19 protein-coding genes are annotated in these 23,101 nt (G+C 46.4%); 14 read left to right on the forward strand and 5 right to left on the reverse strand.

Features of this window, described 5'->3' with window-relative positions; genetic code table 11:
- Window positions 1–72 precede the first annotated feature (72 nt).
- From GC096_RS20875 to GC096_RS20890, 4 genes are all read left to right on the forward strand, one after another.
- Window positions 73–942, forward strand: coding sequence for a PIG-L deacetylase family protein (locus GC096_RS20875; RefSeq protein WP_171632865.1), 870 nt, complete (start codon window positions 73–75; stop codon window positions 940–942).
- Window positions 943–989: 47 nt separating this feature from the next.
- Window positions 990–1,730, forward strand: a complete 741-nt coding sequence (locus GC096_RS20880) for a response regulator transcription factor (protein ID WP_171632867.1) — start codon at window positions 990–992, stop codon at window positions 1,728–1,730.
- Entirely contained in the window at window positions 1,727–3,091 is a 1,365-nt protein-coding gene (locus GC096_RS20885; protein ID WP_171632868.1) for a sensor histidine kinase, read from the forward strand. The genes GC096_RS20880 and GC096_RS20885 overlap by 4 nt, the downstream gene beginning before the upstream one ends.
- A 237-nt stretch (window positions 3,092–3,328) precedes the next feature.
- Window positions 3,329–3,877 (forward strand): C40 family peptidase, encoded by a 549-nt coding sequence (locus tag GC096_RS20890; RefSeq protein ID WP_171632870.1) that lies wholly within the window; start codon window positions 3,329–3,331, stop codon window positions 3,875–3,877.
- A 1,329-nt stretch (window positions 3,878–5,206) separates the two neighbouring features.
- Here the strand turns inward: GC096_RS20890 and GC096_RS20895 are convergent.
- Window positions 5,207–5,665: an Hsp20/alpha crystallin family protein gene (locus GC096_RS20895; protein ID WP_171632872.1), complete on the reverse strand. Its 459-nt coding sequence runs from the start codon at window positions 5,663–5,665 to the stop codon at window positions 5,207–5,209.
- Window positions 5,666–5,794: 129 nt separating this feature from the next.
- Between GC096_RS20895 and GC096_RS20900 the strand changes: the two genes are divergently transcribed.
- The 5 genes from GC096_RS20900 to GC096_RS20920 all read left to right on the forward strand — a co-directional run bounded on the left by GC096_RS20900 (window position 5,795) and on the right by GC096_RS20920 (window position 7,808).
- Window positions 5,795–6,019: a spore germination protein gene (locus GC096_RS20900; RefSeq protein ID WP_056610720.1), complete on the forward strand. Its 225-nt coding sequence runs from the start codon at window positions 5,795–5,797 to the stop codon at window positions 6,017–6,019.
- A 35-nt stretch (window positions 6,020–6,054) separates the two neighbouring features.
- Window positions 6,055–6,264 (forward strand): spore germination protein GerPB, encoded by a 210-nt coding sequence (locus GC096_RS20905; RefSeq protein ID WP_171632874.1) that lies wholly within the window; start codon window positions 6,055–6,057, stop codon window positions 6,262–6,264.
- Window positions 6,265–6,352: 88 nt separating this feature from the next.
- A complete protein-coding gene (gene gerPC / locus GC096_RS20910) occupies window positions 6,353–7,063 on the forward strand; it encodes a spore germination protein GerPC (RefSeq protein WP_171632875.1) in 711 nt (236 codons plus the stop codon).
- A 46-nt stretch (window positions 7,064–7,109) separates the two neighbouring features.
- The gene (locus GC096_RS20915; RefSeq protein ID WP_056610730.1) at window positions 7,110–7,292 is read left to right on the forward strand and encodes a spore germination protein GerPD; all 183 of its coding nucleotides are present in this window, start codon (window positions 7,110–7,112) and stop codon (window positions 7,290–7,292) included.
- 3 nt (window positions 7,293–7,295) lie between these two features.
- Window positions 7,296–7,808: a spore germination protein GerPE gene (locus tag GC096_RS20920; RefSeq protein WP_171632877.1), complete on the forward strand. Its 513-nt coding sequence runs from the start codon at window positions 7,296–7,298 to the stop codon at window positions 7,806–7,808.
- A gap of 85 nt (window positions 7,809–7,893) precedes the next feature.
- On the opposite strand, the gene GC096_RS20925 is transcribed toward GC096_RS20920, so the two are convergent.
- Both GC096_RS20925 and GC096_RS20930 read right to left on the reverse strand, forming a co-directional pair.
- Window positions 7,894–9,522, reverse strand: a complete 1,629-nt coding sequence (locus GC096_RS20925; protein ID WP_171632878.1) for an S-layer homology domain-containing protein — start codon at window positions 9,520–9,522, stop codon at window positions 7,894–7,896.
- Between the two features lie 178 nt (window positions 9,523–9,700).
- Window positions 9,701–16,972 carry an S-layer homology domain-containing protein gene (locus tag GC096_RS20930; RefSeq protein ID WP_171632880.1) on the reverse strand — a complete coding sequence of 2,424 codons (7,272 nt, stop codon included), beginning with the start codon at window positions 16,970–16,972 and terminating at the stop codon, window positions 9,701–9,703.
- Window positions 16,973–17,095: 123 nt separating this feature from the next.
- Here GC096_RS20930 and GC096_RS20935 point away from each other — a divergent pair, with 123 nt between their 5' ends.
- Entirely contained in the window at window positions 17,096–18,544 is a 1,449-nt protein-coding gene (locus tag GC096_RS20935) for an alpha/beta fold hydrolase (protein ID WP_171632881.1), read from the forward strand.
- A gap of 193 nt (window positions 18,545–18,737) precedes the next feature.
- Here the strand turns inward: GC096_RS20935 and GC096_RS20940 are convergent, their stop codons facing one another.
- The gene (locus tag GC096_RS20940) at window positions 18,738–19,658 is read right to left on the reverse strand and encodes a sensor domain-containing diguanylate cyclase (RefSeq protein ID WP_171632883.1); all 921 of its coding nucleotides are present in this window, start codon (window positions 19,656–19,658) and stop codon (window positions 18,738–18,740) included.
- A 331-nt stretch (window positions 19,659–19,989) separates the two neighbouring features.
- Here GC096_RS20940 and GC096_RS20945 point away from each other — a divergent pair, with 331 nt between their 5' ends.
- The gene (locus GC096_RS20945; RefSeq protein ID WP_171632884.1) at window positions 19,990–20,691 is read left to right on the forward strand and encodes a response regulator; all 702 of its coding nucleotides are present in this window, start codon (window positions 19,990–19,992) and stop codon (window positions 20,689–20,691) included.
- 3 nt (window positions 20,692–20,694) lie between these two features.
- On the opposite strand, the gene GC096_RS20950 is transcribed toward GC096_RS20945, so the two are convergent.
- Entirely contained in the window at window positions 20,695–21,432 is a 738-nt protein-coding gene (locus GC096_RS20950; protein WP_171632886.1) for a DUF554 domain-containing protein, read from the reverse strand.
- Between the two features lie 120 nt (window positions 21,433–21,552).
- On the opposite strand from GC096_RS20950, the gene GC096_RS20955 reads away from it, so the two are divergent.
- From GC096_RS20955 to GC096_RS20965, 3 genes are all read left to right on the forward strand, one after another.
- On the forward strand, window positions 21,553–21,786 hold the full coding sequence (locus GC096_RS20955) for a hypothetical protein (RefSeq protein WP_056610744.1): 234 nt from the start codon (window positions 21,553–21,555) through the stop codon (window positions 21,784–21,786).
- Between the two features lie 122 nt (window positions 21,787–21,908).
- The gene (locus GC096_RS20960) at window positions 21,909–22,544 is read left to right on the forward strand and encodes a thiamine diphosphokinase (RefSeq protein ID WP_171632888.1); all 636 of its coding nucleotides are present in this window, start codon (window positions 21,909–21,911) and stop codon (window positions 22,542–22,544) included.
- Between the two features lie 198 nt (window positions 22,545–22,742).
- Window positions 22,743–23,024 carry a response regulator transcription factor gene (locus GC096_RS20965; protein WP_171632890.1) on the forward strand — a complete coding sequence of 94 codons (282 nt, stop codon included), beginning with the start codon at window positions 22,743–22,745 and terminating at the stop codon, window positions 23,022–23,024.
- The last annotated feature ends 77 nt before the right edge of the window (window positions 23,025–23,101 follow it).

A 23,101-nucleotide genomic window follows, 5' to 3' on the forward strand; every position in this document is an offset into this window, starting at 1 on the left:
GGTTAACACGCTTCCACTTCTGCCCACATACATTAATCTCATTGATTAATGTAATCGTGGGAGGAATTCTGCTTGAAGATATACCCGGTTGATCTGCTTATATTTGCTCCACATCCCGATGATGAAATACTCGGGACAGCAGGCACGATCATGGACGCCATTGCCTGCGGCAAGAGAGTTCATGTCGTTTTCTTCACGAATGGCGACGGCTACCCAGAAGCGGCTACCCTCTTATTCGGCAAGCCGCCAGAGGAGCTAAGGCCAGCGCATTACTTAGAGCTGGCGCGTATACGTCAGCAAGAGGCTCTGACAGCCGCGGCGATGATCGGGCTTCGCCCACAGGATCTGACGTTCCTCGGCTATCCAGATGCTGGGCTGGGCCGTGTATATGCCACTACGGGCGCAATGCCGCCCTTTCAGCAGCGTTTTACGCAGCGGCAGGCAACCTACGGCGGGCTCTTGCCTGATTTTCACTCGATGTATTACGGCTGCCCCGCACCGTATCGGAAGGCTTGTGCCCTCGGTGATACGAAGGCATTGATCACGATGCTACAGCCTCAGGAGATTTATGTCACGGATGCTGCCGATACCCATCTCGACCACGCGGCGGCTCATGCTTTCGTCATGGAAGCCGTCCTGCAAACTGGGTATACAGGTGCGGTCTATACCTATTTGATTCATAGCGGTGCGGAATCTCAGTGGCCATGGCCACGCGGCATCACTCCGGAGCTTCCTTTCGAAGCGCACCTTGTAGAGGGACATCGCGTTCCGTTGAGCGTACCTTGGCCGCCGCCGATCCGCCGACCACTGACGTTGGCCCAAGCCTATTGCAAGTGGCAGGCGCTGCTTGCTTATCGTACGCAGATTCAAGTAGAGCCCGAATTTCTACAATCTTTTATCAAATGTGAAGAGATTTTCTGGACGCCGAATCCATACAAATGAATGCCGCTGCCTATATCCAGTGGCTTTGGGAGTGAATATGAGCCGCTATGAGCCGCATTTTGCTAATTGAAGATGAAGAACGTATTGCCCGTGTGCTGCAGTTGGAGCTTGAGCATGAAGGCTATGAGGTACTTATTTGTGGGGATGGGCGAACTGGACTTCAAGCCGCTTTGAGCGAAGAAGGATGGGATCTCATCCTTCTTGACGTTATGCTCCCAGAGCTCAACGGACTTGAGGTTCTAAGGCGCCTTAGACAGGTCAATGCCTCTCTTCCTGTCATTCTGCTGACTGCGCGCGATGCCATCCCTGATCGCGTCAGCGGGCTGGATCAGGGCGCCAACGACTATGTCACGAAGCCTTTTGCCACGGTGGAACTGTTAGCCCGCATTCGCAGTCTGCTGCGCCAGAAGAGCCTGCAAGAGCAAGCGCCCGAACAGGATCATTTGCTGAAAATCGATGAGCTTACGATGGATTTGAAGAGCCGCGCCGTGTCGCGTGAGGGCACGGCGATTGAGCTGACGCCAACAGAGTTTGATTTGCTGCGCTTTCTGATTCAGCATCAGAACGAGGTGATGTCGCGTGAGCAAATTATTACCGAGGTGTGGGGCTATGATTTTATCGGGGATACGAATGTAGTTGATGTGTATATTCGTTATCTACGTCAGAAAGTGGACAAGCCTTTCACCACCAAGCTGATTCAGACGATTCGCGGGATTGGCTATTTGATTAAGACGGATAAGACCGATTCAGAAGGCACCCCCTCCTCCGATGGGCAGGAGTCGGTATGAGCTTAAGACTTAAAATTACGTTGTGGGTATCGATCGGTTTGATGGTGATCCTGTTCTTCAGCTTTACTTTTGTGTATTACATGTTTATCCGCGTGACAACGAAGGGTGAGATTGACCTTTTGAAGGATAAAGCCAGCGCTTTGTTGCTGAAAGATCTACCTAACCATCCCGAGTACTGGAAAGACAATATGCAAATGGATGAGCTGCTCATCCCACAAGAAATGCTGCGCTATATTACACCAGACTCGAAGGTTGCACATGAGATCTATTCCGATACGAATCTGGCCAGTTACCCAGCAAGCTATTCGACTAAGGCGTCAGAGACCCTTTTAACCGATGCAGATGGCATCGTATTATTCGTGCGGACACCCGTGTTCAAGGACGGGAAACAAGTTGCCCTCTTAGAAATAGGACGCAGCCTGCGAAGGCTAGGCACATACTCCGAAATGTTGATCTCGATTCTTGTCCTGACTTCCATTGGTGCGCTCATATTGGCTCTGATTGGGGGTTATTTTTATACGAATGTACTGTTTCGACCGCTTAAACAATTCATCGCTACCATGCAAAACATTGAGGAAAGCGGTTCATTCCGTCATATTACACTGCCTGCCAACCAAGCCAATGATGAACTGATGATGCTCGGCAACACCTTTAATCGCATGATTGACAGGCTGCAAGATATGTTTCGTAAACAGGAGCAATTCCTCGCCGATGCGTCTCATGAGCTTCGAACTCCGCTCACGATTATTGAAAGCTACGCAAGTCTCTTACGGAGATGGGCTTCCAGCAATGATCAATTGCGGGAAGAGGCACTAGAGGCCATCGTTTCTGAGTCCGCCCAGCTGAAGCTGCTCACGCAAAATCTGCTTTCACTCACGAATACCAACCGTGCAAACTGTGAGCAGAATACTGAATTCGACCTTATCCCACTGATTGAGCAAACTGCCGCGTCTCTCCGCGTCACTTCTTCCCGTGAGATTCGCGTACAGCTCGAGCTCAATATGAAAGAACTTCCGATGACAGGGGATCCCTATCAGATCAAGCAATTGCTTATTATTTTAATAGACAACGCTTTAAAATATAGCCAGAAGATCGTGGATATCCGCATCTGTTTGCAAGAGAAACAGGTGATTATCAAGGTCATGGATCAAGGCATTGGCATCGCTGAGGAGGATCTCCCCCATGTCTTTGACCGCTTCTATCGGTCTGATAAAGCTAGGAACCGTAAGCAAGGAGGAGCAGGTCTTGGACTCGCTATTGCCCAGCATATTGTGCAAAAACATCAAGGAACCATAGAGCTCCTAAGCAGTCTAGGCGTAGGCTCTACGGCCATTGTAACGCTTCCACAATCCTGTCAATAAGAACATTATAAGGGGATTCTCATCATTCTCTCAGAATTGGGCTTTCCCCCTGTTATAGCACGAATTACAAGGTTGCATGGTAAATAATAGGGCAATTTTCATCTGGTATACTGAGTCTCAGGTGGACAACCACATCGCAAACTCATTGAAACCATATGAATTAAGTTTACTTGAGATAACGCAGCGAGAGCTTATCTAATAGGCTTGGTCGCGAAAAACTCTAAGGAGGCATTCCCTATGAAAAACCCACAAAAAACTTGGTACAAAAAATTAGTCGTGACGGCATTGTCCGTATCTATAGGATTATCCGTAGCTGCAGCAGCTACACCAGGTAAAGCAGAAGCAGCTATGAGTGCGTCAACAGAAGTAGCCAATGCTACAGCGCTTACAGCTTCAGCAACATCAACTTCCAGAGGCAGCCAAGTCATTTCCATTGGTAAAAGATATTTAGGAACACCTTACAAATTCGGAGCCACTGCAGGTCAAACACGTAACTTTGACTGCTCTTCCTTCACACAATATGTATTTAAAAAAGTAGGCGTTAACCTGCCGCGTACATCTCAACAGCAATCTCATGTAGGTAAGTATGTATCTCGCAGCAACCTGCGTGTCGGAGATTTGGTGTTCTACTCTATCCCAGGCAAACCAGGTGTGATTCACCACGTTGCAATCTACATGGGTAATAACAAGATCCTTCAAACTTACGGCGCTGGCGGTGTTCGTATCACCGACATGAACAGCGGTACGTGGTCTTCCCGTTATATGACAGCACGTCGCGTGCTGTAGTCGGTTAGGGTGATTTAGGCAGACATGTGTTTCGCGCGCTGAAGCAAGTGGATTTGAGTCGATTTAGATGGAAAACCTCCATCTATTTCGGCTCTTTTTGCGTGATAAAACAAAATAGCTGGATTTCCTCCCGTTAATATTGGCTATTTGGGCGAATAGGTGAGAAAACGCTGAAATTAGCTACATATAATCCATTTGTTTTCATTTCCGGCTTGTTTTTTGCGGAAATAACTACAGGAAATACATCTAATTTGTGGAGGGGGAGTGGCGCGCGAGGTAAATGTGGGACATGTGGCGGAGAGCTGATGGGAAGTTTGGTGTAGCGCGTGTGGTGGGGAGTTGATTAGACATTGTGCGGACGCGTGTAGTGGGGAGTTATTTGAGAGTTGGGTGCGCTGTAGATGGTGGGGAGATAAATTGGGAGTCGGGTACGCTGCTTGTGGTGGGGAGCGAGATGGTGGCAGGAGTAGCTAGGTTAGGGGCAGATTAGATGGAAAACCTCCATCTATTTCGGCTCTTTTTGCTTGATAAAACAAAATAGCTGGATTTCCTCCCGTTAATATTGGCTATTTGGGCGAACAGGTGAGGAAACGCTGAAATTAGCTGCAGAAAATCCATTTGTTTTCATTTTCGGCTTGTTTTTTGCGGAAATAACTACAGGAAATACATCTAATTTGTGGAGGGGGAGTGGCGCGCGAGGTAAATGTACTACTGGTGAGGGGAGCTGATGGGAAGTTTGGTGTGATGTGGTGCGTGTGGTAGGGAATTGATTAGACGTTGTGCGTACGCGTGCGGTGGGGAGTTAATTGAGAGTTGGGTGCGCTGCAGATGGTGGGGAGTCGAGATGGCGGGAAGAGTAGCTAGATTAGGGGCGGATTAGATGGAAAACCTCCATCTAATTCGGCTCTTTTTGTGTGATAAAACAAAATAGCTGGATTTCCTCCCGTTAATATTGGCTACTTGGGCGAATAGGTGAGGAAACGCTGAAATTAGCTACATATAATCCATTTAGTTTCATTTTCGGCCTGTTTTCTGCGGAAATAACTACAGGAAATACATCTAATTTGTGGAGGGGGTAGTGGCGCGCGAGGTGAGCGTGCTACTTGTGGCGGAGAGCTGATGGGAAGTTTGGTGTGGTGCGTGTGGTGGAAAGTTAATTGAGTGTTGGGTTGCTCTGCGCGTGGCGGAGGAGCTCCGTGAGTTGGGATTGTTCGGCTTGTTGAGCAGCCTGGGCGAATGGCTCCACCAACTAAGTCGCTCCTCCCCATCAAACCGAAAGACCCCCTCAGCCATATGGCCTAAGGGGTTCTTTCAGTTACTACGCGGTGACTAGTACCGGATATACGCCTCATGATAGCTCTCCTTCAACCCGCGCTTGCGAATCTTGATCTCCAATACTCGCTGCTTATAGGTGGCATTGGCAGTTCTCGGCAGCACCAGCGTTGGCACTTTTACGATACGATTCTTACCATTCGAAAAACCTGTCAGCTTAATTTGATTTGATTTGACGAACACTTGGAGCGCTCTCGGGTCTTCTTCCTTTGCAATTTTCACCTTAACAATGACGTGCTCATGCGTTTCAAAAATTTCTGTACCGATGGTTCCAGAGGATGAAATGTTGGCATCCATGCCTGGCATCGCTTTTTTCAGCATGTCCTGTACATATCCTTCAGCCCACGTCATATTATCTAGAAAGGTCTGCCCTTTTTCGGCGAACGGCAGCTTTTGTCCAAGAAACTTCTCGACCTGTTCCCACTTCAGCCAAGGATGGCGATTAAATCCGCTCAAGCCTATCACCTCATTTTGCTAACAGTATATGTGCCTACGTTCCGATGTGACACCCTCCCGAAAATTCAGAGCACCTCTAGGCGGATACCTCATATACTGTAGGTGTGATAACGCAAGGGGGATCGGATTATGCCAGCTATCGTCGGGAATGTGAAAATTATTAGTGTCGGCTCCAGTTCTGTCGTTCATTTCGGCGATTCCTTTATTATTTCACCTACTAGCTCCTCCAAGACTTTCGCCGGAGCCGGTTCATTTAATACCGGGGATTTCCCGCGTGTCTATAATACTTACAGTACGACGGTCACCAACGATTCTGACTTTATTGATGCGAATGCGAGCGGCAATATCCTCTGACAATTGTCAGCCTAGAGCGAGGTGTTCCACGAAATATGAACTGGACCATCCATCAAACCATTATGATTCAGCAGCTAAAAGTAAACTCTGTCGCCAACTCATCCGTCCTCCAAATTGGCACAGCGGGATCGATTCGTTCCTTGTCTAATCTGTACAATACAGGCGGTTTCGTAGAGCCTGCTCCAGAGCTTGGAACAAGTGAGGTTAATCCTGTAGCCCTTGTTCCTTTGCCGGCACCGAGATAACGCTATCCAAACCTTATACATGGCGCTTCAAGATTAGCCAGGCAGTCCTTTGACTATCGGAGTCATCCGGAAGGAGGTGCACGTTCGAATGAATAATGCGATCACGTGGCAGCAATGGGCCCAGCAGATCACCGCCTGTCTCGACATGCAGAAACAGCGCATCGATAAGTTAGAACAAACCGTAAACACGCTGCAGGCGGATCTGAAAGCCATGAAGGACGAGAAGCGCATTCACATTGATAAAATAGAATATAATTTTGATCAGCTTAAGGTTGAAAAGCTAGACGGGACACTCACGATCGGAATCAGTCCCAGCGCCATAGATCAAATTGAGGATCTCAGTGTGAACGGTAATTCCTTGAACAAAGAAAATAACGGTGGCGGCATGGCTCCCATGGATATGAATCCTTTTTATCAGGGTGGACAATATCAGGGGACAGGACCAAGTGGCGGGATCGGCGCGGGTCAAGATGCAGTCCGTGGAGAAGCTGCAAAGCAAGGAAAAAACATTCAAGCGGATGTTGCTAGCGGCATTGAACAGTATTTGCAGTTTGGCGTGCAGGGCGATATTAACAACCTTGAACATAAATATCAGCATCCACTCGATGAGGATTACAAAGATTTGATCATCGAAGATATTCGCAAGCAACTGGATACGCGTATCCAGCATTATGTGAATCAATACCGCGGCGTTGGGTTCAAAGAACCTTTGGAGGCTGTAACCAATAACATTATGGACAAAACGAAGCAAGACATCCTTACCGCGATTGAGACTTACATATCCAGTCTGCCGAAATAATTACTTGCACTTAGATCACTTATCTTAAGGGAGAGAAGGGCTGAAGATGTTTAATTTACATGTAGAAAATAAACAAATCTGTGTTGGCGATGTCCGTATCGTCGGGGTATCCAGTTCGTCCGTTTTCCTGATTGGGGATACTGAGGTCATCTCCTTGTCCTCGATGTTTGACACGCCACCGGAATCGGTCATTATAGCCCCTTTCGTTCCACTTGCTTCGGAGGGTTAATCGATGGCTCGACTATCAATTGTTGGCAACATTTATGTCAATAGCATAGGTTCATCAAGCACGATGCATGCGGGGGATAATGTTTATACCGCTCTGCAGAACCGCGTTTTTGCTGTACAGCGTGAAGTACCTATTTATTATGGGAATGAGGGCAGCTTCGCAGCTTACCCTTTCTTCCAACGGCCTTTCCCTATCCCTCAGCCTCCCGAACCTTTCACAATGTGTGTGGATAACTTAGGGAGCTATATAACGGTTCGTAACATACGTATTCTCGGAGTCGCGGCTTCATCGCTTTTTCAAATTGGCAGCAATCGTGTCACGGCCGCCGAAACCCGCATCAAGAATATTCGTCAATTCGTGACGAATAAGCCAGGTCCCAAGGGACAAAAGACGTTCGTGTATACAGGGACAGATGATGCGATTGGCGATATCCCTCCGAAGCCGACAGAAACGGCTGAGAACAAACCGCCACGTTTGGTGTTCGTAACTCAGCAGCAGCAGTCTAAACCAACCTAAGGGTCAGGAATAGCGCTAAGTGGTAGGCTAAATATCGCACAAAAAGGGTCCCACGCCACTCACATGGCTTGGGACCCTCTTCTGCCTACTGCGTGAGCAGCGGCTGCGCGCGGCTCAGCAGCGCAGCCATCTGCGCTCGCGTCAAGGACGCGAGCGGGCGGAACGTGCCGCCCTCGAAGCCGTCGACAAGGCCCCTGCTGCTCATCGCAGCAATGGCCTCTGCCGACCAGCTACTCGCTGGCACGTCCGTGAACGTCTTCGCCACGCCACTAGCAGGCGTGGCCAGCTTTAAGGCGCGGGAGAGCAGCACACTCATCTGCTCCCGCGTCATGCTCTGATCGGGCGCGAAGCGATCGTTGCTGATGCCTTGCATCAGCCCGTTCTGCTGCGCGATCCCGATCGACTGCGACGCCCAGTGGGTCGCAGGCACATCCTTGAACGCGGCGCTGGCGGCCGCCGCGCTCTCTAACCCAAGCACGCGCACGATAATCGTCGCGGCTTCTGCCCTTGTAAGCGCCGCGTCGGGCGCGAATGTGTCTGCGGCTGTGCCGAGCATCCAGCCGCGATTCGCGGCGTTCAGGACGTCAGCCTGTGCCCAGTGCTTTTGCACATCTGTGAAGTAAAAACCATCCGCCCACAACTGATAGTAGCTCCAAGTATCGTCAGCCTCTTGATTTAAGCTCCAGCTGCCTGTTCCTTTTAGCTGATATTTCCCTACTAGCTTCAGCTTAGCTTTCATAGATTGCTCGTTATCGAACCAAACCGTGTAAGTACCGGCTGCTAATTCTGTGCCGTTCACGGTTGCTTTCGCATCCGTTGCTTGAATCGTGAAGGTAGCAACAGGTGACTGGCTCGCTGCATCATAACGGACTGTCCCATGATATTGATCTACCAATTTTTGAACACTCCTAGCAGCTATCCCTGCCCCATTCGATGCGGGATCTTGGTTCCAATACCGGCCATATAACGGCATGCCCAATACGATTTTATTCGCTGGAGCTTGGGACAACGCATACTGAATGGATTTCTCGACAAAGGGTAAGCTAGCAACAGGTCCCGGTGTCGGATCACCAGGATAGCTCTCATCATAGGTCATAACCATCAGATAATCGCTGACCGCTGCCAATGCTTTATAGTCATACAGACCAATCCAGTTTGTCATAGAACCTGTTGGATTTGCGGCGACAGCAACCGAAACCTCCATCGTACTCGGCAGCTCCGCTCGCAACATTTTAACGAAATCAGTGTACTTATCACGGTATTCCGCGCCTACATTTTCAATATCTAACTGGATGCCGTCTAGCTGATTAGCTTTGATACTTGCGACAAGTTCTTTCACTAGAGTTTCGCGTTCATCAATCGCTTTTTCACCAATCGTTTTGTCAAAATCATTACTTAGAAAAGGAACAACTCTCTTCCCTTGCCTGTGCATCTCCGTTATGAAGGACGCCTGCAGATCGGTGACTTCTATAGTACCATCTTCATTTATATGATAATAACTCGGCGATACCACGTCTAAGGTATCCCCGCTCTTATTGACTTGTGACGTATAGGTACTAGGAGCTCCGCTGAATAAGTACGACATATTGAACTTCCCCTGAGCTACCGTAGCCCCTGCTAAAACCTCATTCTTGTTCACGAAAGTAACCTGGCACATCGCACCGACGACGACTAGGGCCACAACAAGCCTTCGCCATCCACGTTTGGATTTCATCTTGTCTCATCCCCTATTCGATTCGTTTTGATTCCTTCTATCATCCTAGAAACCTACCAAAATCGCTACGAGTAAATATTGGGGATACGCCAAAAAACCGTTACGGCAGCGTGATTACACCCTGCCGTAACGGTCAACATACTTGGCTCTCTAACGAATATTCATCGCTAGTTCATATCTACTCTTTGTCTAAAGCTTGGATTAAACGATGAATCATAGCCGCTGCCTCTGCGCGGGTTGCGTTAGCTTGCGGCAGGAATTTGCCAGCATCATCCCCTTGGATAATACCTAGCTTCACAGCTGCGTTCACACCTGCTTTTGCCCAATCCGCAATCTGCGATTGATCCGCAAATGTTTTGTTAACCACCTGATCGGCCTGCTTCACTAAACGCGAAATCACAACAGCGAGCTCTTGTCGGCTGATTGCCGCATCAGGACGGAATTGTCCATCTGCTCCTTGGAAGATACCTGCTTTCTCTACAGCAGCTACGGCATCCGCATACCATGCATTTGCTGGAACATCTGTGAAGGAAGACGCTGTATCTGAATTCTTTAATTGCAGCATTTGTGCAAACAATTTGGCAATTTGCCCACGTGTTGTTGTACCTGCAGGATCAAACTCCGTATCTGTAATGCCATCTACGATGTGATGAGACACTAAATATCGAATATCTTGAATTGCCCAGTGACTAGCTACATCTGTAAATTTGCGTTCGAATGTAGCCAATCCGAATGTTCCTGATGCAGAGAAGGATACATTGATTTCTCTACCCAGGTAATGTGGCGTACCGTTAACGAATTCGTATGCGCCTAGTAACGCAGGTTCATTCGAAGGCGTTGCTGAAAGCCTCAAGATTAATGGCTCAACAGTTGTAAGCTCTTCTTTCTTGCCGTTAGTCTTCTTGCCCAAGCTCACTTGAAGCGTTTGGCTTGAAGCTGTATAACCGGCAGGATAAATCGCATTGCTCGGTTGCAATACTACTTCTAATGTCTCGTCATCTTTTAAGGCAAAAGCTTTGGCTGGGATCGTAACCTCAGCATCTTTATGCTGCAGTTTCACGATGTAACCTTTCGATTGAATGGCGTTCCATACATTCCCTTTGACGAGAAGGGTATCTTGTTTGTCAGCCAGCGTTACAACCACTTCATTGTTAGCCACGGATTTGGTTAACATAACGAAATCTAGTTCCACTTCATTCGAAGCAACAGAATTACCGCCACCACCACCGCCAGATATAATCGGCGTTTTCGAAGTTGCTGTCTTAAACGTCAAGCTTGTGTCAGCCACGAGTACGTTACTGCCGCTATAGTCAATCAAGTTGCCTTTAATGATAACTTTGTATGTCGAACCTGACGCAAGAGCCGTTTTCGGTTTCAGTGTCAGCTTCTTGCTTAATTTCTTAGAATCATCTTCAATAAACCAACCACTCATGTTGTTGCCATCAAGCAGCTGAGCATCTCGCAATGATAAATCTTCTTTGTAGCCCTTCATGTGCTGGTACTCAAATGTAACATCAATCGCTGTCTCTTGCACTCCCTCAACCTTCACAAGCTGAATAACATCCGCATTCAAACTCGTTTCATCCATTGGGCGATCAAAGACAATATCCACATTCGAGCTTACATTGACATCCTGCGCATTGTTCGCCGGTGTGATAGACGTGATCTCTGGCGTTGTTGTACGAACTAGCGGTACATTCAACTGTGTTTCCGCAGGAGGCACAACTACAGTACGGGAAGTGTAGTCTTCAAAGCCTTCTTTGCTAAATAATACACGCCAGTTGCCTTGCATGACATCCCAACCGTAGCGACCTTCCACATCCGTGGTTTGCGGGTTGATTTGACCATAATTGTCTGCATCCCAGCTGCTCCATTGCGTGTTATTTTGCTGTTGTACGACAGCTGTCACACCAGACACGCGGTTATCCATACTACCTTCAAACACATAACCCGATGGATCGATGAGAACGATAACTTCCATTAGAGGCACAGTAACACTCTGCCCATCATTAACATAAGTGAGCGTAAGCATTTGCTCTCCGTATGAGCTCCATCCATAAGGTACTTCACCTGTAAAGGTTTTCCCGTCACTAGCTTTGGTCAATGGATATGTGCTTCCGATAAAGGAAATGGAAGCCTGTTCGACAGCCTTTTTAAATACAACTTTGGTTGAAATCGGTGTTTTCTCCGTAACTGCAAAAGTAGCTACCGAAACTTTTGGATTCAACTTCACATCTACGTTCCAACCCGCTGTAATTCTAGCTTCATCAATCCCCGGTACACCGGACTTATACTTCACATTCACAGCTTCTGAAGATTGGCTTTGATTATTTTCTACAACTTGCGCAGTCAGTCGAAGCTCAGCTTCATCCGCACCATCGGCTACTGGCAATACAACATCCGCATACCACCAGCGGCCTTCTGCTGTCACACGTCCCAGACTCATGGAACCAGCAAAAATTTCCACCGTAGAACCTGGTTTTGTCGACCCGTATACTTTGATCTTTTTATCCCCGGTTACTGCAGGTGCATTCAAAGTCACGTACAATACGTTCGAAGTAGCGATCTGTGTTGGTTCTTCTTTATTTCCGTTAATGACTGGGTAAACAGAGGTACGAATCGAAGCTTCATCGGCTTGGTCTACGAGAGCCTTAAAGCTGATTTCACCGCTTCCCCCCGCAATTACATCTCCGGCTGGAACTTGAAGTACACCGTTCGTAGCCGTTACATTTACTATTTTACCATTCAATTCAACAGAACCATTAACCAACTTCACATTGGACGGCAGTTCAATATGCCATATCGTGCTGCCCGCTGGAGTTGTACTATTATTTTTATATTTCAAACTGTAGCTAAATTCTTTCCCTAAAATAACTGTAGCCACAGACGGAGCAAAACTATTCCCTTCTCCGAAGAAGTGTCCACCTTGTGACTGTAGAACGATGGTTCGTTGATCTGTGCTAGTTGCGAGATTATTCTCATAGCTCGGGTAACCGTACAATGACGCAGTGAAATTGTAAGTTCCTGCAGACAATCCACGGATTTTAAAATATCCATCAGCGTCAGTTCTTGCCCATCCGCTGTTCTTACTGTTGCTTGCAAATACACTTACATATTTCAGTGGTTGATTATTTTTATCAACAACTTTGCCGTGTATAAATTGATCATTTTCAAGTGTAATCACTGGAATTTGATGATCAGTTACCTGTTGAACCCCCATATTATCCGTAAATCCAACAGCATGCACCGAGATCTGAATTTGACTAGCTTCACCTAGTCGATCAAGTCTGTAGTTTCCGTCCGCATCCGTACGCGCATACGCATAAGAGGATCCTGCATACGCGGATACGTCAGCACCCACTATCGGATGGCCAGCTTCATCTACGATCCGACCGGTATACACAACCGAAGGCTGAAGCGCAACCTCAATCGTCGAAGTTCCTGTAACAACGGTTACTTGGGACTTGTTCACTGGTTGAAAACCAGGTACGGAAACGTTAAGTGTATAGTCATTTGCGGCCGTAATCCCCGGAAGTGATAACGTACCATAATATCCGTATACTTTTTGAGTAACCGTTGGATCTGCGCCTCCCTGCACAAGCAATGGATTCGGCACGTAGACACGTTCCGATACGGTCATAGCTTGATTGTAGCCATAGAGATAACCTGACTCCCAACCGAATGACTGAGCAGCAGTGGAACTGTACAGATAATAAGATTCCAACTGACTCGTTTCAGCCCCTTCTGGCATGAAGAGCTTTAACGTCACATTGGCCATTTCTTTGATTTTTTTGGCAACTGAGATCGTTACCGGATTCATTACGTAATTGGTAGATTCGTCTATGTTAAAGGTAGTTTTCACTTCTTCATATAAACTATCGCCAATAACGGATATCGTGTAGCTTCCTGGCTTTAATCGCTTAAGCTCCGTTTCACCAGAGTAGCTCACGAAGTAACCGTCCTGTCCGATATACCCTTCTTTGTTGACAGAACCTGTAATTGAAACGCGCAGCTGTTTTGCTACAGGCACCTGCGTTCCTTGTTCGAGTAAACGAATCTTTACGTTCTGCACCACTGGCAATCGAACAATCACACCCGTCTGTTTGACACCAAGCTCTGTTGTAATTCCCTGAATCACATCCGTGTAGCGCTCTGTACCACTTATTACATTTATTTTAACTGCACCACCCGGCAAACCTGCTGCCGTAAAGTTACCGTTGGCATCCGTATTTACTTTTACGTATTGGCCATCAATGATAAATTCTATATCCGGTTTATCTGTGACGGCTGCGTCGCGCTGCTTAATAGTACCTGCCAGCGTTGCGCCGACTTTCTTGTTCAACTCTACTTTTTTCTCGTCCGAGTTCGTTCCCTCTCTCGTCAAATAAGCTTTAACCGAAACAATCTCGGTCACACCTTCTTTGATCTCGAATGTACCTAGGTACTTGCCTTGGCTAGGTGTGAGAACGACCTCCTCCGTGAACACCTCTGTACCCGTACCTTTCTTGAAAGAAACCACCGCTTTCGCGCTAATTCCCTCTCCGATAGATCCTGTCAGTTCAATGGGCAATAGGCTGCCGATCTTGAGAAGTCCTGCAGAACTTTGAACTGTGGATGACTTCACATCTAGCTGTGACACAGCAAATGCTGGAACAACGAAGTGAATAACGTTGGACTCCGTGCTGATGCCCTTGCTATTTACCGCAACAACCTTGAGATCGTAGATCTTGCCAGGTTGGGCCTCTGCGTAAGTGAACGATGCTCCCGTAACATTTCCTTTGATTTTGACCAAAGTTTGACCTTGCTCTGCCGCATAGATGTCGTAATACGACGCTCCGGAAACAGCATCCCAAGTCAGCTTAAGCCCTTGGCCAGCGAAGGTTGCTTTCGGATCCGGCTTGCCAGGAGGAGCGTTCGGATCGCCTGGAGGATAAGACTGAGAAATTGCAATTTCTTGTCCAGGTCCAATTGGTAATTGGTAGGTTAGCAGATAATTGCCGTTTTTGTCAGGAACCTCTGCATAAACCGAATCCGAATAAGAAGAATCTGATTTTATTACAACATTGCCGCTCTGATCTTTGACTGTAAGCGTCCCAGGGACTGAATTATAGAAGCCATACCCTCCGTCTTCATAAGGGCCTTTCCCTATAATTGCGGTGCTAAACGTTTGATAATCCTTGCCTTGCTTGACGAACACTTGATTCAGATTCAAGTCACCAGATTTGATGATGGCCGAAGTGTAAAGTAACGTCCGATCAGGATTCGTATAATCATATGCCTGGATTGGGCCGAACACTCCTTGAATGTCATCAGTAAAGCTCAAGCTAGTAGCTTGTGAGTAGCCTCTTCGTTCCGAACTCCATATGTAGCGCCACGGTGTTTCATAGTCCGCTTTCTTAATCTGAGAAAACTGGAAGCGATACTCGCCTGGCGTCGTATACAATTTCGTTAACGCATTCTCTTCAGTTATACTGCTGGATGGTACGCTAGACGAGGAGGAATAGTTGGATTTAAGCACACTGACCATTTCAAAAGGAACGTTGGTTTGACCATTCTTCAATTCCACTGGAATCAGGCTGCTTGCCAACTCTGCGAAACTTACGACATTCTCCACTTGTGCCGGAATGGTAACTGACTTATTGTAATGATACGCATTCGTTGAGCCATCTGTACCAACAAGTGATGCCTCCAACGTAATTGGCGTACTTAATAATACACCTGGAGCTGAGAACGCTAACTGGTCATTCAAAGCTGGTAGTGGTAAAGATAAAACCACATTTGCCATTCGTGTAATCGATGTTCCGTCCAGAGAGAATACCGTCCGAACAAGTCCACTTTGAAGCGGCAGCGATTGTAAATTCTTCATTTGCCCACCTGTGAAAGTTTGGTCTACCAGATAACTGGCAGTTGGACTCCCCGTCGTACTCGAAAGTAGATATGCGGCCACTATTCGATATTGCCGCTCAGGATTAATCTCTTGATAAAATTCAAGACTGCCGCCAGACATCGTGTTACTAGCTGTCACACGACTGCCGTCGAGTTCAAAAATTGCTGCTCTAGTTAGATTACTGGTTGAATAACCGGAAGGTAGTTGAACACCAATCGACTTCGCGCTGTTGTTTTGTCCCATCTGAATGGACTGATCCAAGGATAAAGACACGACACTGGTAGGAAACAACTGCCTATTCAATTTAAGACGATAAGTGCCTTGAGAAATATTATTGATTTGAATAGGTTGCGAGATTTGTCTCATCCCTGAAATGGTTCTCAGGATTGTGCCATTCTGGCTAAGCTGATACTCCAATACGGGGTCATCCCAATTAAGCGCTTGTACGCTACCAGTTGGATCGATACCAGTCCCGGTGCTGTTGAGCGAAGACCGGACCGGTGTTCCATTCGTACCTAACGTTTCATTCCAGAGTCCCTTCTCTTGCATAGACGTGCTGAAAGCGCCCGCTGATAAGGTATCTACGTATTGCAATTGATTATTATATCTGTCTAAGTAATAAGTTGATGCAGCGTATCCGCCATTTCCGTTGCTGTATGAATAGGGTACTGTCCCTCGAAATGCGTTATCCAGTTGAAGAGCCATGTCTTCTGTAAAAGACATATTACCTCTTGAAAAACTATATCGCGTATTATCTTTTACTACACTGAAATTTACGCTGCCTAACATGCCTTTACTAACATAACCTATTGGAGCCTGAAATTCTGATCCCACGTTTTGCAAGCCAAGCGATACCCCTGAGTAATCATAACCTGTCGGTGGTGTAACCTTGACCGTCTCACCGCCGAAAGAGAAGGATTGCCCGCTTTGCCTATCGGCAGGAATGCTTGTCTCTAACATATACGTTTCTGCATAACCTTGTGTCACAAGAGATGCATATGCTTTAAATGCTGCGTTGGAAGCTACCCATGCTGTCGCTTTACCTTCCTCATTGAATGGACTGGTATACATAGGATAGGATCCCCTATCTGTCTTGCCATAAATATCTGTAGGCATCAGTATCAAATTACCTGTTGCCATCTTACTATGTGTAAATGTTAGTTTCTTTAATTGGTCTTTGGCGAAAGTGAGGCTGCTTATATCTCCACCTATAAAGCTATAGTGGTAAACAATGCTTTCACCAGCGGAAGATGTTCCTCTTACTTGAAGTTCATACTGCTTACCATGTAAAATAAACGTATTGGGAATGAAGAACTCCCCGTTACGAACCTTGGTCTTGAATGACTGGTTCGTATAATACTGCTGTTCCCCATTTGAAGAATAGTGCATGTATCCATAGAGATACACCTCTCCATCTTGCATAGGTGCCCCCGTTTCATTTTCGACCTGAGCAATCACACCATTGACTTCCTGAACCTCCGCGAACGCTGGTAAACTGCTGCCAAATAATAATATAACGGCAAGCGCAAGCTGTAACCAACGTAATGACGTCTTTTTACTCATTCCCCACTCTTCCTCCTTGTACATAATTTCACAAATTTTCTAGTATTTCGACTTCCATCTTACTAAATAAGGAATTACAATAGCATTACACGCTAGCACTTTAGACACATTAAGGAGTAGGTCATGCGCCTTATTAATGATATTTTCGATTCCGAGCCTCCTTCTAGTAAGCTCGAGAGACCCAAACAAACTGTCGTACTTATTCATGGATTAGGGCTGAATAGCGCATTATGGGAGAGTTTGACGCCCTATTTGTATGATAAATATTACGTAATTACCTATGACTTGCCGGGCCACGGAGATGGGCAAGTACATCCACTCCCTATCACTTGGCTTGATATATGCGACCAATTTGTCGCTTTTTTGGATAAAAACCGATTAGACACCGTTCATCTCATCGGCCATGGCCTTGGTGCCAATCTCGCTGTTAAAGCAGCTTTGCGAGTCCCCTTACGTATTCAAACGCTAAGCTTACTCTCCTTGCCGGGATTTATTCCATCTGAATATTTAAAACAAGGGATTGAAGATCGAATAAAGCTTATGCTAAGCAGCGATCGCACCAGTTTTATTACACATATCCTGCCTTCATTGACGGTTCAGCATGAATCTGATCCAATACGCTCACGCGTCTCTCAAGCCTATCAAAGTGTCCATACAGGGAACTACCTCAAACTCTTACAGCTATTCCGTGACAACGATACGATTGCTGATTTAAAGAGTTTGAATACGCCAACCATTCTTTTGGGAGGAGAGCAGGACCCCGTTTATACGCCTGTGCTTTCTGCTATAAGTGCCAGTTATATTCCGCAAGGACGCTTCCAAGTTATCCCTGGCTCCGCGAACCTGGTTTTCTTAGATCAGCCCAAGTGGACAGCTTATTGGGTTTGTAAACATATCGACACCTTGTCTTCAATCGCGATCGATACAGAAAACTCATTGCCAGATACCACGATTTCCTTGCATAAAGTCATTCAATCGGGACAACATCTCTTACATAACGGGCAAGAATTGGACATTCAATTCCTGCATTCATTCCGGATTTGTGTGAATGGTGTTGAGCTTCCTACCGGCTGGAACAAACGGTTCGCCAAGCAACTGTTGCTGTATTTGTTGCTCTTCCCCAATGCAACGCGGCAACAAATGTACGATGATTTATGGCCTAATTACGAACTGAAGAAAGCACAAAATTATTTACGGGTCTGCTTGAATCATTTGAAATCATTACTTGAACAGCATTCAGAAGGGAATGAGTTTCTGCGGATCGACCGCGAGCATGTAACCCTACAAGGGAATATACGTTGCGATTTGCTCGATTTGATGCATAACCTTAAAGAAGCGATGGCCGAACAGAATGAGGAAGTGAAGACCGCTAGTATTCTTCAGATATGGGAAAACCTTCCGCAGCATCTTCTATCAGGCTACGTCGACGATTGGATCCTGGGGACAAGAGATAAAATCGAATGGCAGCTTACCGCTTTGGCACACTGGATGAGTACAAAGGGCAATCCCTCAGACATGGCTGTCAATTTCAATTACGTAGCAATGCGTAATTTCTTGCTTGAGAAAGAATAGAGAGAACTTCTCATCCAACTCCATCATCACCGAATCAAACTCTTAGTTCCCGGAATAACTTATTTCAAAACACCGGGAACATAAGGGAGATACGCCAAAAAACCGTTACAGCAGCGTGATTACACCCCTCCATAACGGTTTCCAAATACGTGTGAGCGCTCTTTTCCCAGCGTGTATCCATCGTCATAGCAGATTACCCATGACTATAAAATCGATAGTGATTTCGACCCTTGCCCTTCACTTGATATAAGGCGATATCGACTTCCTTCATCATTTGGGTGACATCCGTATGATCGGAACGATACATTGTAATGCCCATACTAACCGTTGATCGGAAAGCGTGCCCCTGTACTTCCCATGTTTGCTCGACACTCGCTAGAATACGTCTAGCAATTCCTTCTACATGCTCCTGGCAGTCCACAGCCGGTAAGAGAATCGTGAACTCATCTCCCCCCATTCGGGCAAACATATCACATTCTCGTAGGCATCTCTGTACCCGTTCGACGAATTCCTGCAGAAATGCATCTCCAACATCATGTCCCATCGTATCATTAATGATTTTAAAATCATCGATATCTACATAAAGGAGTGCAAACATACGATCCGTTCGTTTAGCCAGTTTCAGAAGTTGATGCACATGTTCCTTAAACAATCGACGATTCGGCAAACCTGTCAGCGGGTCATGGAAAGCCATCGCAATAAGGTGACTCTCTTGATTTTTGTGCTGTGTACGATCTTGAAGTGCAAATGCAATCTCAATCAACTCACCCTTTTCATCACACAAAGGGATCGCTGTACACTCCAACCATAGGTAAGCCTCACTCGCCCCTCTCACACGAAACTCAAGTTTGCTGCTAGTCTTCGTTTGCAAGGTATGCACAAACAATTTATAAACATCTAGACGAAACTCCACATCAACCGCCTCGATAAATTGCTCAATATGAACAGGCACAGATCCCATTATTTCGTGAAATCGGCTAGAAGCATAAATCAAATTGCCATGCGCATCCAACTGACAATACAAATCCCATGCCTGCTCGATGATTTGACGTGCGAGTATCGCTTTGGGTACTTTTGAATGATCGATAAAATCCGAACCTATTTCATTGCTCATAACCTCTGCCGCCCTCTCTTATGCCATCCATAGAGACTTTGGTAGCTTAACACGAATACATAAAAATCAAATTAAGACTTTCTAAAATTTCATCAATAAGAAAGTCGAAAATTAGCGATTGCTGTCAATTCACTTCCCATTTTGAATAACCTAACCCTACTTTATACCTAAATGTATCTGTTTGGCATATGAGAACCTGCTTATTGTCAATAAATGGATAGAAATTTCCGGGAGAATCGTTCTATAATGTAGGTAATATATGTAATATTTGAGAGAGGGAAACACCCTTCTTACTTTAGGAGTTGTTTCATCACCGAGGGGGATTTCGAACATGGCAGGAGAAACCATTTTAGTCGTTGATGACGAGCAAGAAATTGTCCAGTTAATTCAACTCTACTTGGCGCGTGAAGGCTACAAAGTAATCAGTGCTAATAACGGACATGATGTGTTTGGCATTGTTAAAGAACATAGGCCAGATCTCATTATTCTGGATATTTTGCTGCCAGGACTTGATGGTATAGAGGTGTGTCGTCAGCTCCGCAAAACGAGTAATACGCCAATCCTATTTATTTCATGTAAAAGTGAGGATATTGACATCATTCTTGGTCTTAGCATGGGTGGCGATGATTATATGACGAAGCCATTCAGCCCAAGTCAGCTTGTAGCCCGGGTCAAAGCACTTCTTCGCCGCAACTCCATTCGTGAGCAGCATCAGGATGATCCCCAATTGGTTAAATTCCCAGGTTTAGAAATTGATCTCGTGAGCCATATCGTACGTGCCAATGGACAAACGATCTCCCTTTCAGCCAAAGAATTCGACTTGCTCTCCCTAATGGCCAAGACACCTAACCGTGTTTATAGAATCGAACACCTCTTTGAACTCATTTGGAGCTTGGACAGCATGGGCGATCCACGCACACTCATTGTACATATTAGCAATTTACGTAAAAAAATTGAGCTTAATCCCGCCGAGCCCCGCTACATCATTACTGTACGAGGCGTAGGGTACAAATTTAACGGCTCCGCTATTTAAACACTAGCGATGCAGCCACTCCGTTATGAACTGCTGGAGAGGCACCGCTGCCGCGGCAATGACAAGTGATGGCAGCATATTGGCCACGTTGATCTTTCTTATTTGCAAAATATTCATTCCTACACCTATCACCAACACGCCGCCTACCGCGGTAATTTGTACAATCATGGCATCCAGAGAGGCTTGGCTGAACGCCATGGCGATCACGGTTGCCAACAACGCAATCGTTCCTTGCATCACGAACACGGATGCCGCAGAGAAGACAACGCCAATCCCCAATGTCGATGCGAAGATGATGGATAAGAACCCATCCAGCAACGACTTCGTGTATAAAATATCATGATTATGCCGCAGCCCGCCATCCAAGGGGCCTAGTATCGCCATAGCACCGATGCAATAGACAAGCGTACAAGTAACGAAGCCTTCCGATATGCTAGTTGGGGCTGCTGGATGAGAGGCCGGTTGCTTGCTTATCTTGGTCTGCAGCCAATCGCCAAGTTTGGTCAGATTCGCTTCTATTCGCATGAGCTCTCCAAGAATACCGCCAATCACAATACTCATGATAACGAGCACAATTTGATCTGATTTGAGTGCCATTGTAATACCTAACACAGTGATTGCGAGCCCTAGGCCCTGCAGAACTGTGTTTTTTATACTTTCTGAGATGCGGGGCAGCAGGATGCCTAATAATCCACCGATAATAATGGCAACTGCGTTCACGATCGTCCCCCATAAAGCCATGTCTTTCATTCCTCTCTGCGTACAAGCTATGATGACCTTCTCATTCTACATGATTCTCCTCATAATTTCCTGCCACCTTGGAAATGGTAAGGATAAGCAACAGGAAAGGAGGCATGTTGGATGTCGAAAAACAAATCAATGGATCCCATGACTGGCGATACGGTCGAAACCGATGGTATTTATGCCAATGAGGCTGGGCAAGAGGTCACTCTTAAACGAGGTGATGAGTTCCCCGCCGATCTTGTTCTAGGCCGTAGTACGTATGAGCTGCAAGGCTTTGCTGATGAGGCGGAGATTGATCACGATCAGTCGGAACTTAACCCTATGCGTAAGCGTGTAGATGCAAGAACCTAAGCTTTACTAAGCAGGCATCCTGCACAAAGAAACCGAGCGGCCTCTACGGCTTCTCGGTTTTTCTCTCTTCTGTGCTATACTAGGGAGAATACATTGGTTAATTTTCCCCGGGGGATTCCTATATGACACGCATTATGATAATTACAGGCGGTACACTTGGCGATTGGGCGCTAGAGGAGATTCGCGCGGATGATATTCTGGTTGGATCCGATCGTGGGGCCCTATTCCTCATTCAAAACGGCCACCTTCCTCATATTTCGATGGGAGATTTCGACTCCGTTACAACCGAGGAGCTTGCCCTTATTCGAGCTTCTAGCAAAGAGTTCATAGACTGTGATCCGATTTATAAGGATCTGACCGATACGGAGATGGCTTTTAACTGGGCGCTGGATCAAAAGCCAAGCCAAATTCTGCTCGTCGGCGCGTTAGGCACGCGGTTCGATCATTCCCTTGCTAATGTGCATTTGCTTCGCAAAGGCATTGCACATGGCATTCCCTGTGCAATTATGGATGCCAATAATCTCATCATGGTGATCGATCGGCCTACTCGCGTGAGGAAGGGTCCGTACACACATACTTCCCTGCTTCCACTAAGCCTAGAGGTCACGGGGATCACGCTGCACGGCTTCCAATATCCCCTTCATCAAGCAACGCTTGAAATTGGGATGTCGCTTGGCATCAGTAATATTCTCCTTGAGCCAGAAGGCCTCATTGAGCTTTCCTCAGGCTTATTGCTTGTAATTCAAAGCAAGGATTAGTGAGATGCTGGTTGGTTCCCACTATTTCCATCTGGGCGGCTAGAATTGGCCGTGGAATCCGTGTTCTGTAAGCTTCACTCGACAGAAGTTACATGAAAATTTGGAAATTCGACACGCCCTCGCAAGATATTGGATAGCTAATTCTGTTATAATAAAGGATACACTAGACATTTATTGAGATATTGAGGTCGTTTAAGCATGCCCCCTGTTCAAGAGAATCTTGTAAGAAATCTACTTCCTGCCAAACTACCTTCTGTTATCACACATTTTGCATCTCGACATGTCCTTACAACACGTGAAGCCGAAATTATTAGCCTGATCGCTTTGCGTGGTTATAGCAACAAAGAAATCGCAGATTATTGCTTTATCAGTGAGAAAACAGTCAAAGTACACATCGAGAAAATCATGGATAAAGTCGGCACGCGATCGATGCGCAAGCTTCTATCGGCTATTATCAGCACCGACGCTTACCCTTCATAATGAGACCGAAAAGAACCGCCAGTTGCGTAGAGCAGCTGGCGGTTCTTTTCGAGACGTTGCTTCGCCGAAATGTCGGC

Source organism: Paenibacillus plantarum (genome assembly GCF_013141695.1).
GTDB classification, from domain to species: domain Bacteria; phylum Bacillota; class Bacilli; order Paenibacillales; family NBRC-103111; genus Paenibacillus_E; species Paenibacillus_E plantarum.

Excerpts from the sequence above, each read along its gene's own strand:
- GC096_RS20955 (WP_056610744.1), top strand. The coding sequence starts at position 21,553 with ATGTCGAAAAACAAATCAATGGATCCCATGACTGGCGATACGGTCGAA.
- GC096_RS20880 (WP_171632867.1), top strand. The coding sequence starts at position 990 with ATGAGCCGCATTTTGCTAATTGAAGATGAAGAACGTATTGCCCGTGTG.
- GC096_RS20940 (WP_171632883.1), bottom strand. The coding sequence starts at position 19,658 with ATGAGCAATGAAATAGGTTCGGATTTTATCGATCATTCAAAAGTACCC.
- GC096_RS20915 (WP_056610730.1), top strand. The coding sequence starts at position 7,110 with ATGTTTAATTTACATGTAGAAAATAAACAAATCTGTGTTGGCGATGTC.
- GC096_RS20960 (WP_171632888.1), top strand. The coding sequence starts at position 21,909 with ATGACACGCATTATGATAATTACAGGCGGTACACTTGGCGATTGGGCG.
- GC096_RS20950 (WP_171632886.1), bottom strand. The coding sequence starts at position 21,432 with ATGGCTTTATGGGGGACGATCGTGAACGCAGTTGCCATTATTATCGGT.
- GC096_RS20945 (WP_171632884.1), top strand. The coding sequence starts at position 19,990 with ATGGCAGGAGAAACCATTTTAGTCGTTGATGACGAGCAAGAAATTGTC.
- gerPC (WP_171632875.1), top strand. The coding sequence starts at position 6,353 with ATGAATAATGCGATCACGTGGCAGCAATGGGCCCAGCAGATCACCGCC.
- GC096_RS20925 (WP_171632878.1), bottom strand. The coding sequence starts at position 9,522 with ATGAAATCCAAACGTGGATGGCGAAGGCTTGTTGTGGCCCTAGTCGTC.
- GC096_RS20905 (WP_171632874.1), top strand. The coding sequence starts at position 6,055 with ATGAACTGGACCATCCATCAAACCATTATGATTCAGCAGCTAAAAGTA.
- GC096_RS20965 (WP_171632890.1), top strand. The coding sequence starts at position 22,743 with ATGCCCCCTGTTCAAGAGAATCTTGTAAGAAATCTACTTCCTGCCAAA.
- GC096_RS20920 (WP_171632877.1), top strand. The coding sequence starts at position 7,296 with ATGGCTCGACTATCAATTGTTGGCAACATTTATGTCAATAGCATAGGT.
- GC096_RS20930 (WP_171632880.1), bottom strand. The coding sequence starts at position 16,972 with ATGAGTAAAAAGACGTCATTACGTTGGTTACAGCTTGCGCTTGCCGTT.
- GC096_RS20890 (WP_171632870.1), top strand. The coding sequence starts at position 3,329 with ATGAAAAACCCACAAAAAACTTGGTACAAAAAATTAGTCGTGACGGCA.
- GC096_RS20885 (WP_171632868.1), top strand. The coding sequence starts at position 1,727 with ATGAGCTTAAGACTTAAAATTACGTTGTGGGTATCGATCGGTTTGATG.
- GC096_RS20900 (WP_056610720.1), top strand. The coding sequence starts at position 5,795 with ATGCCAGCTATCGTCGGGAATGTGAAAATTATTAGTGTCGGCTCCAGT.
- GC096_RS20935 (WP_171632881.1), top strand. The coding sequence starts at position 17,096 with ATGCGCCTTATTAATGATATTTTCGATTCCGAGCCTCCTTCTAGTAAG.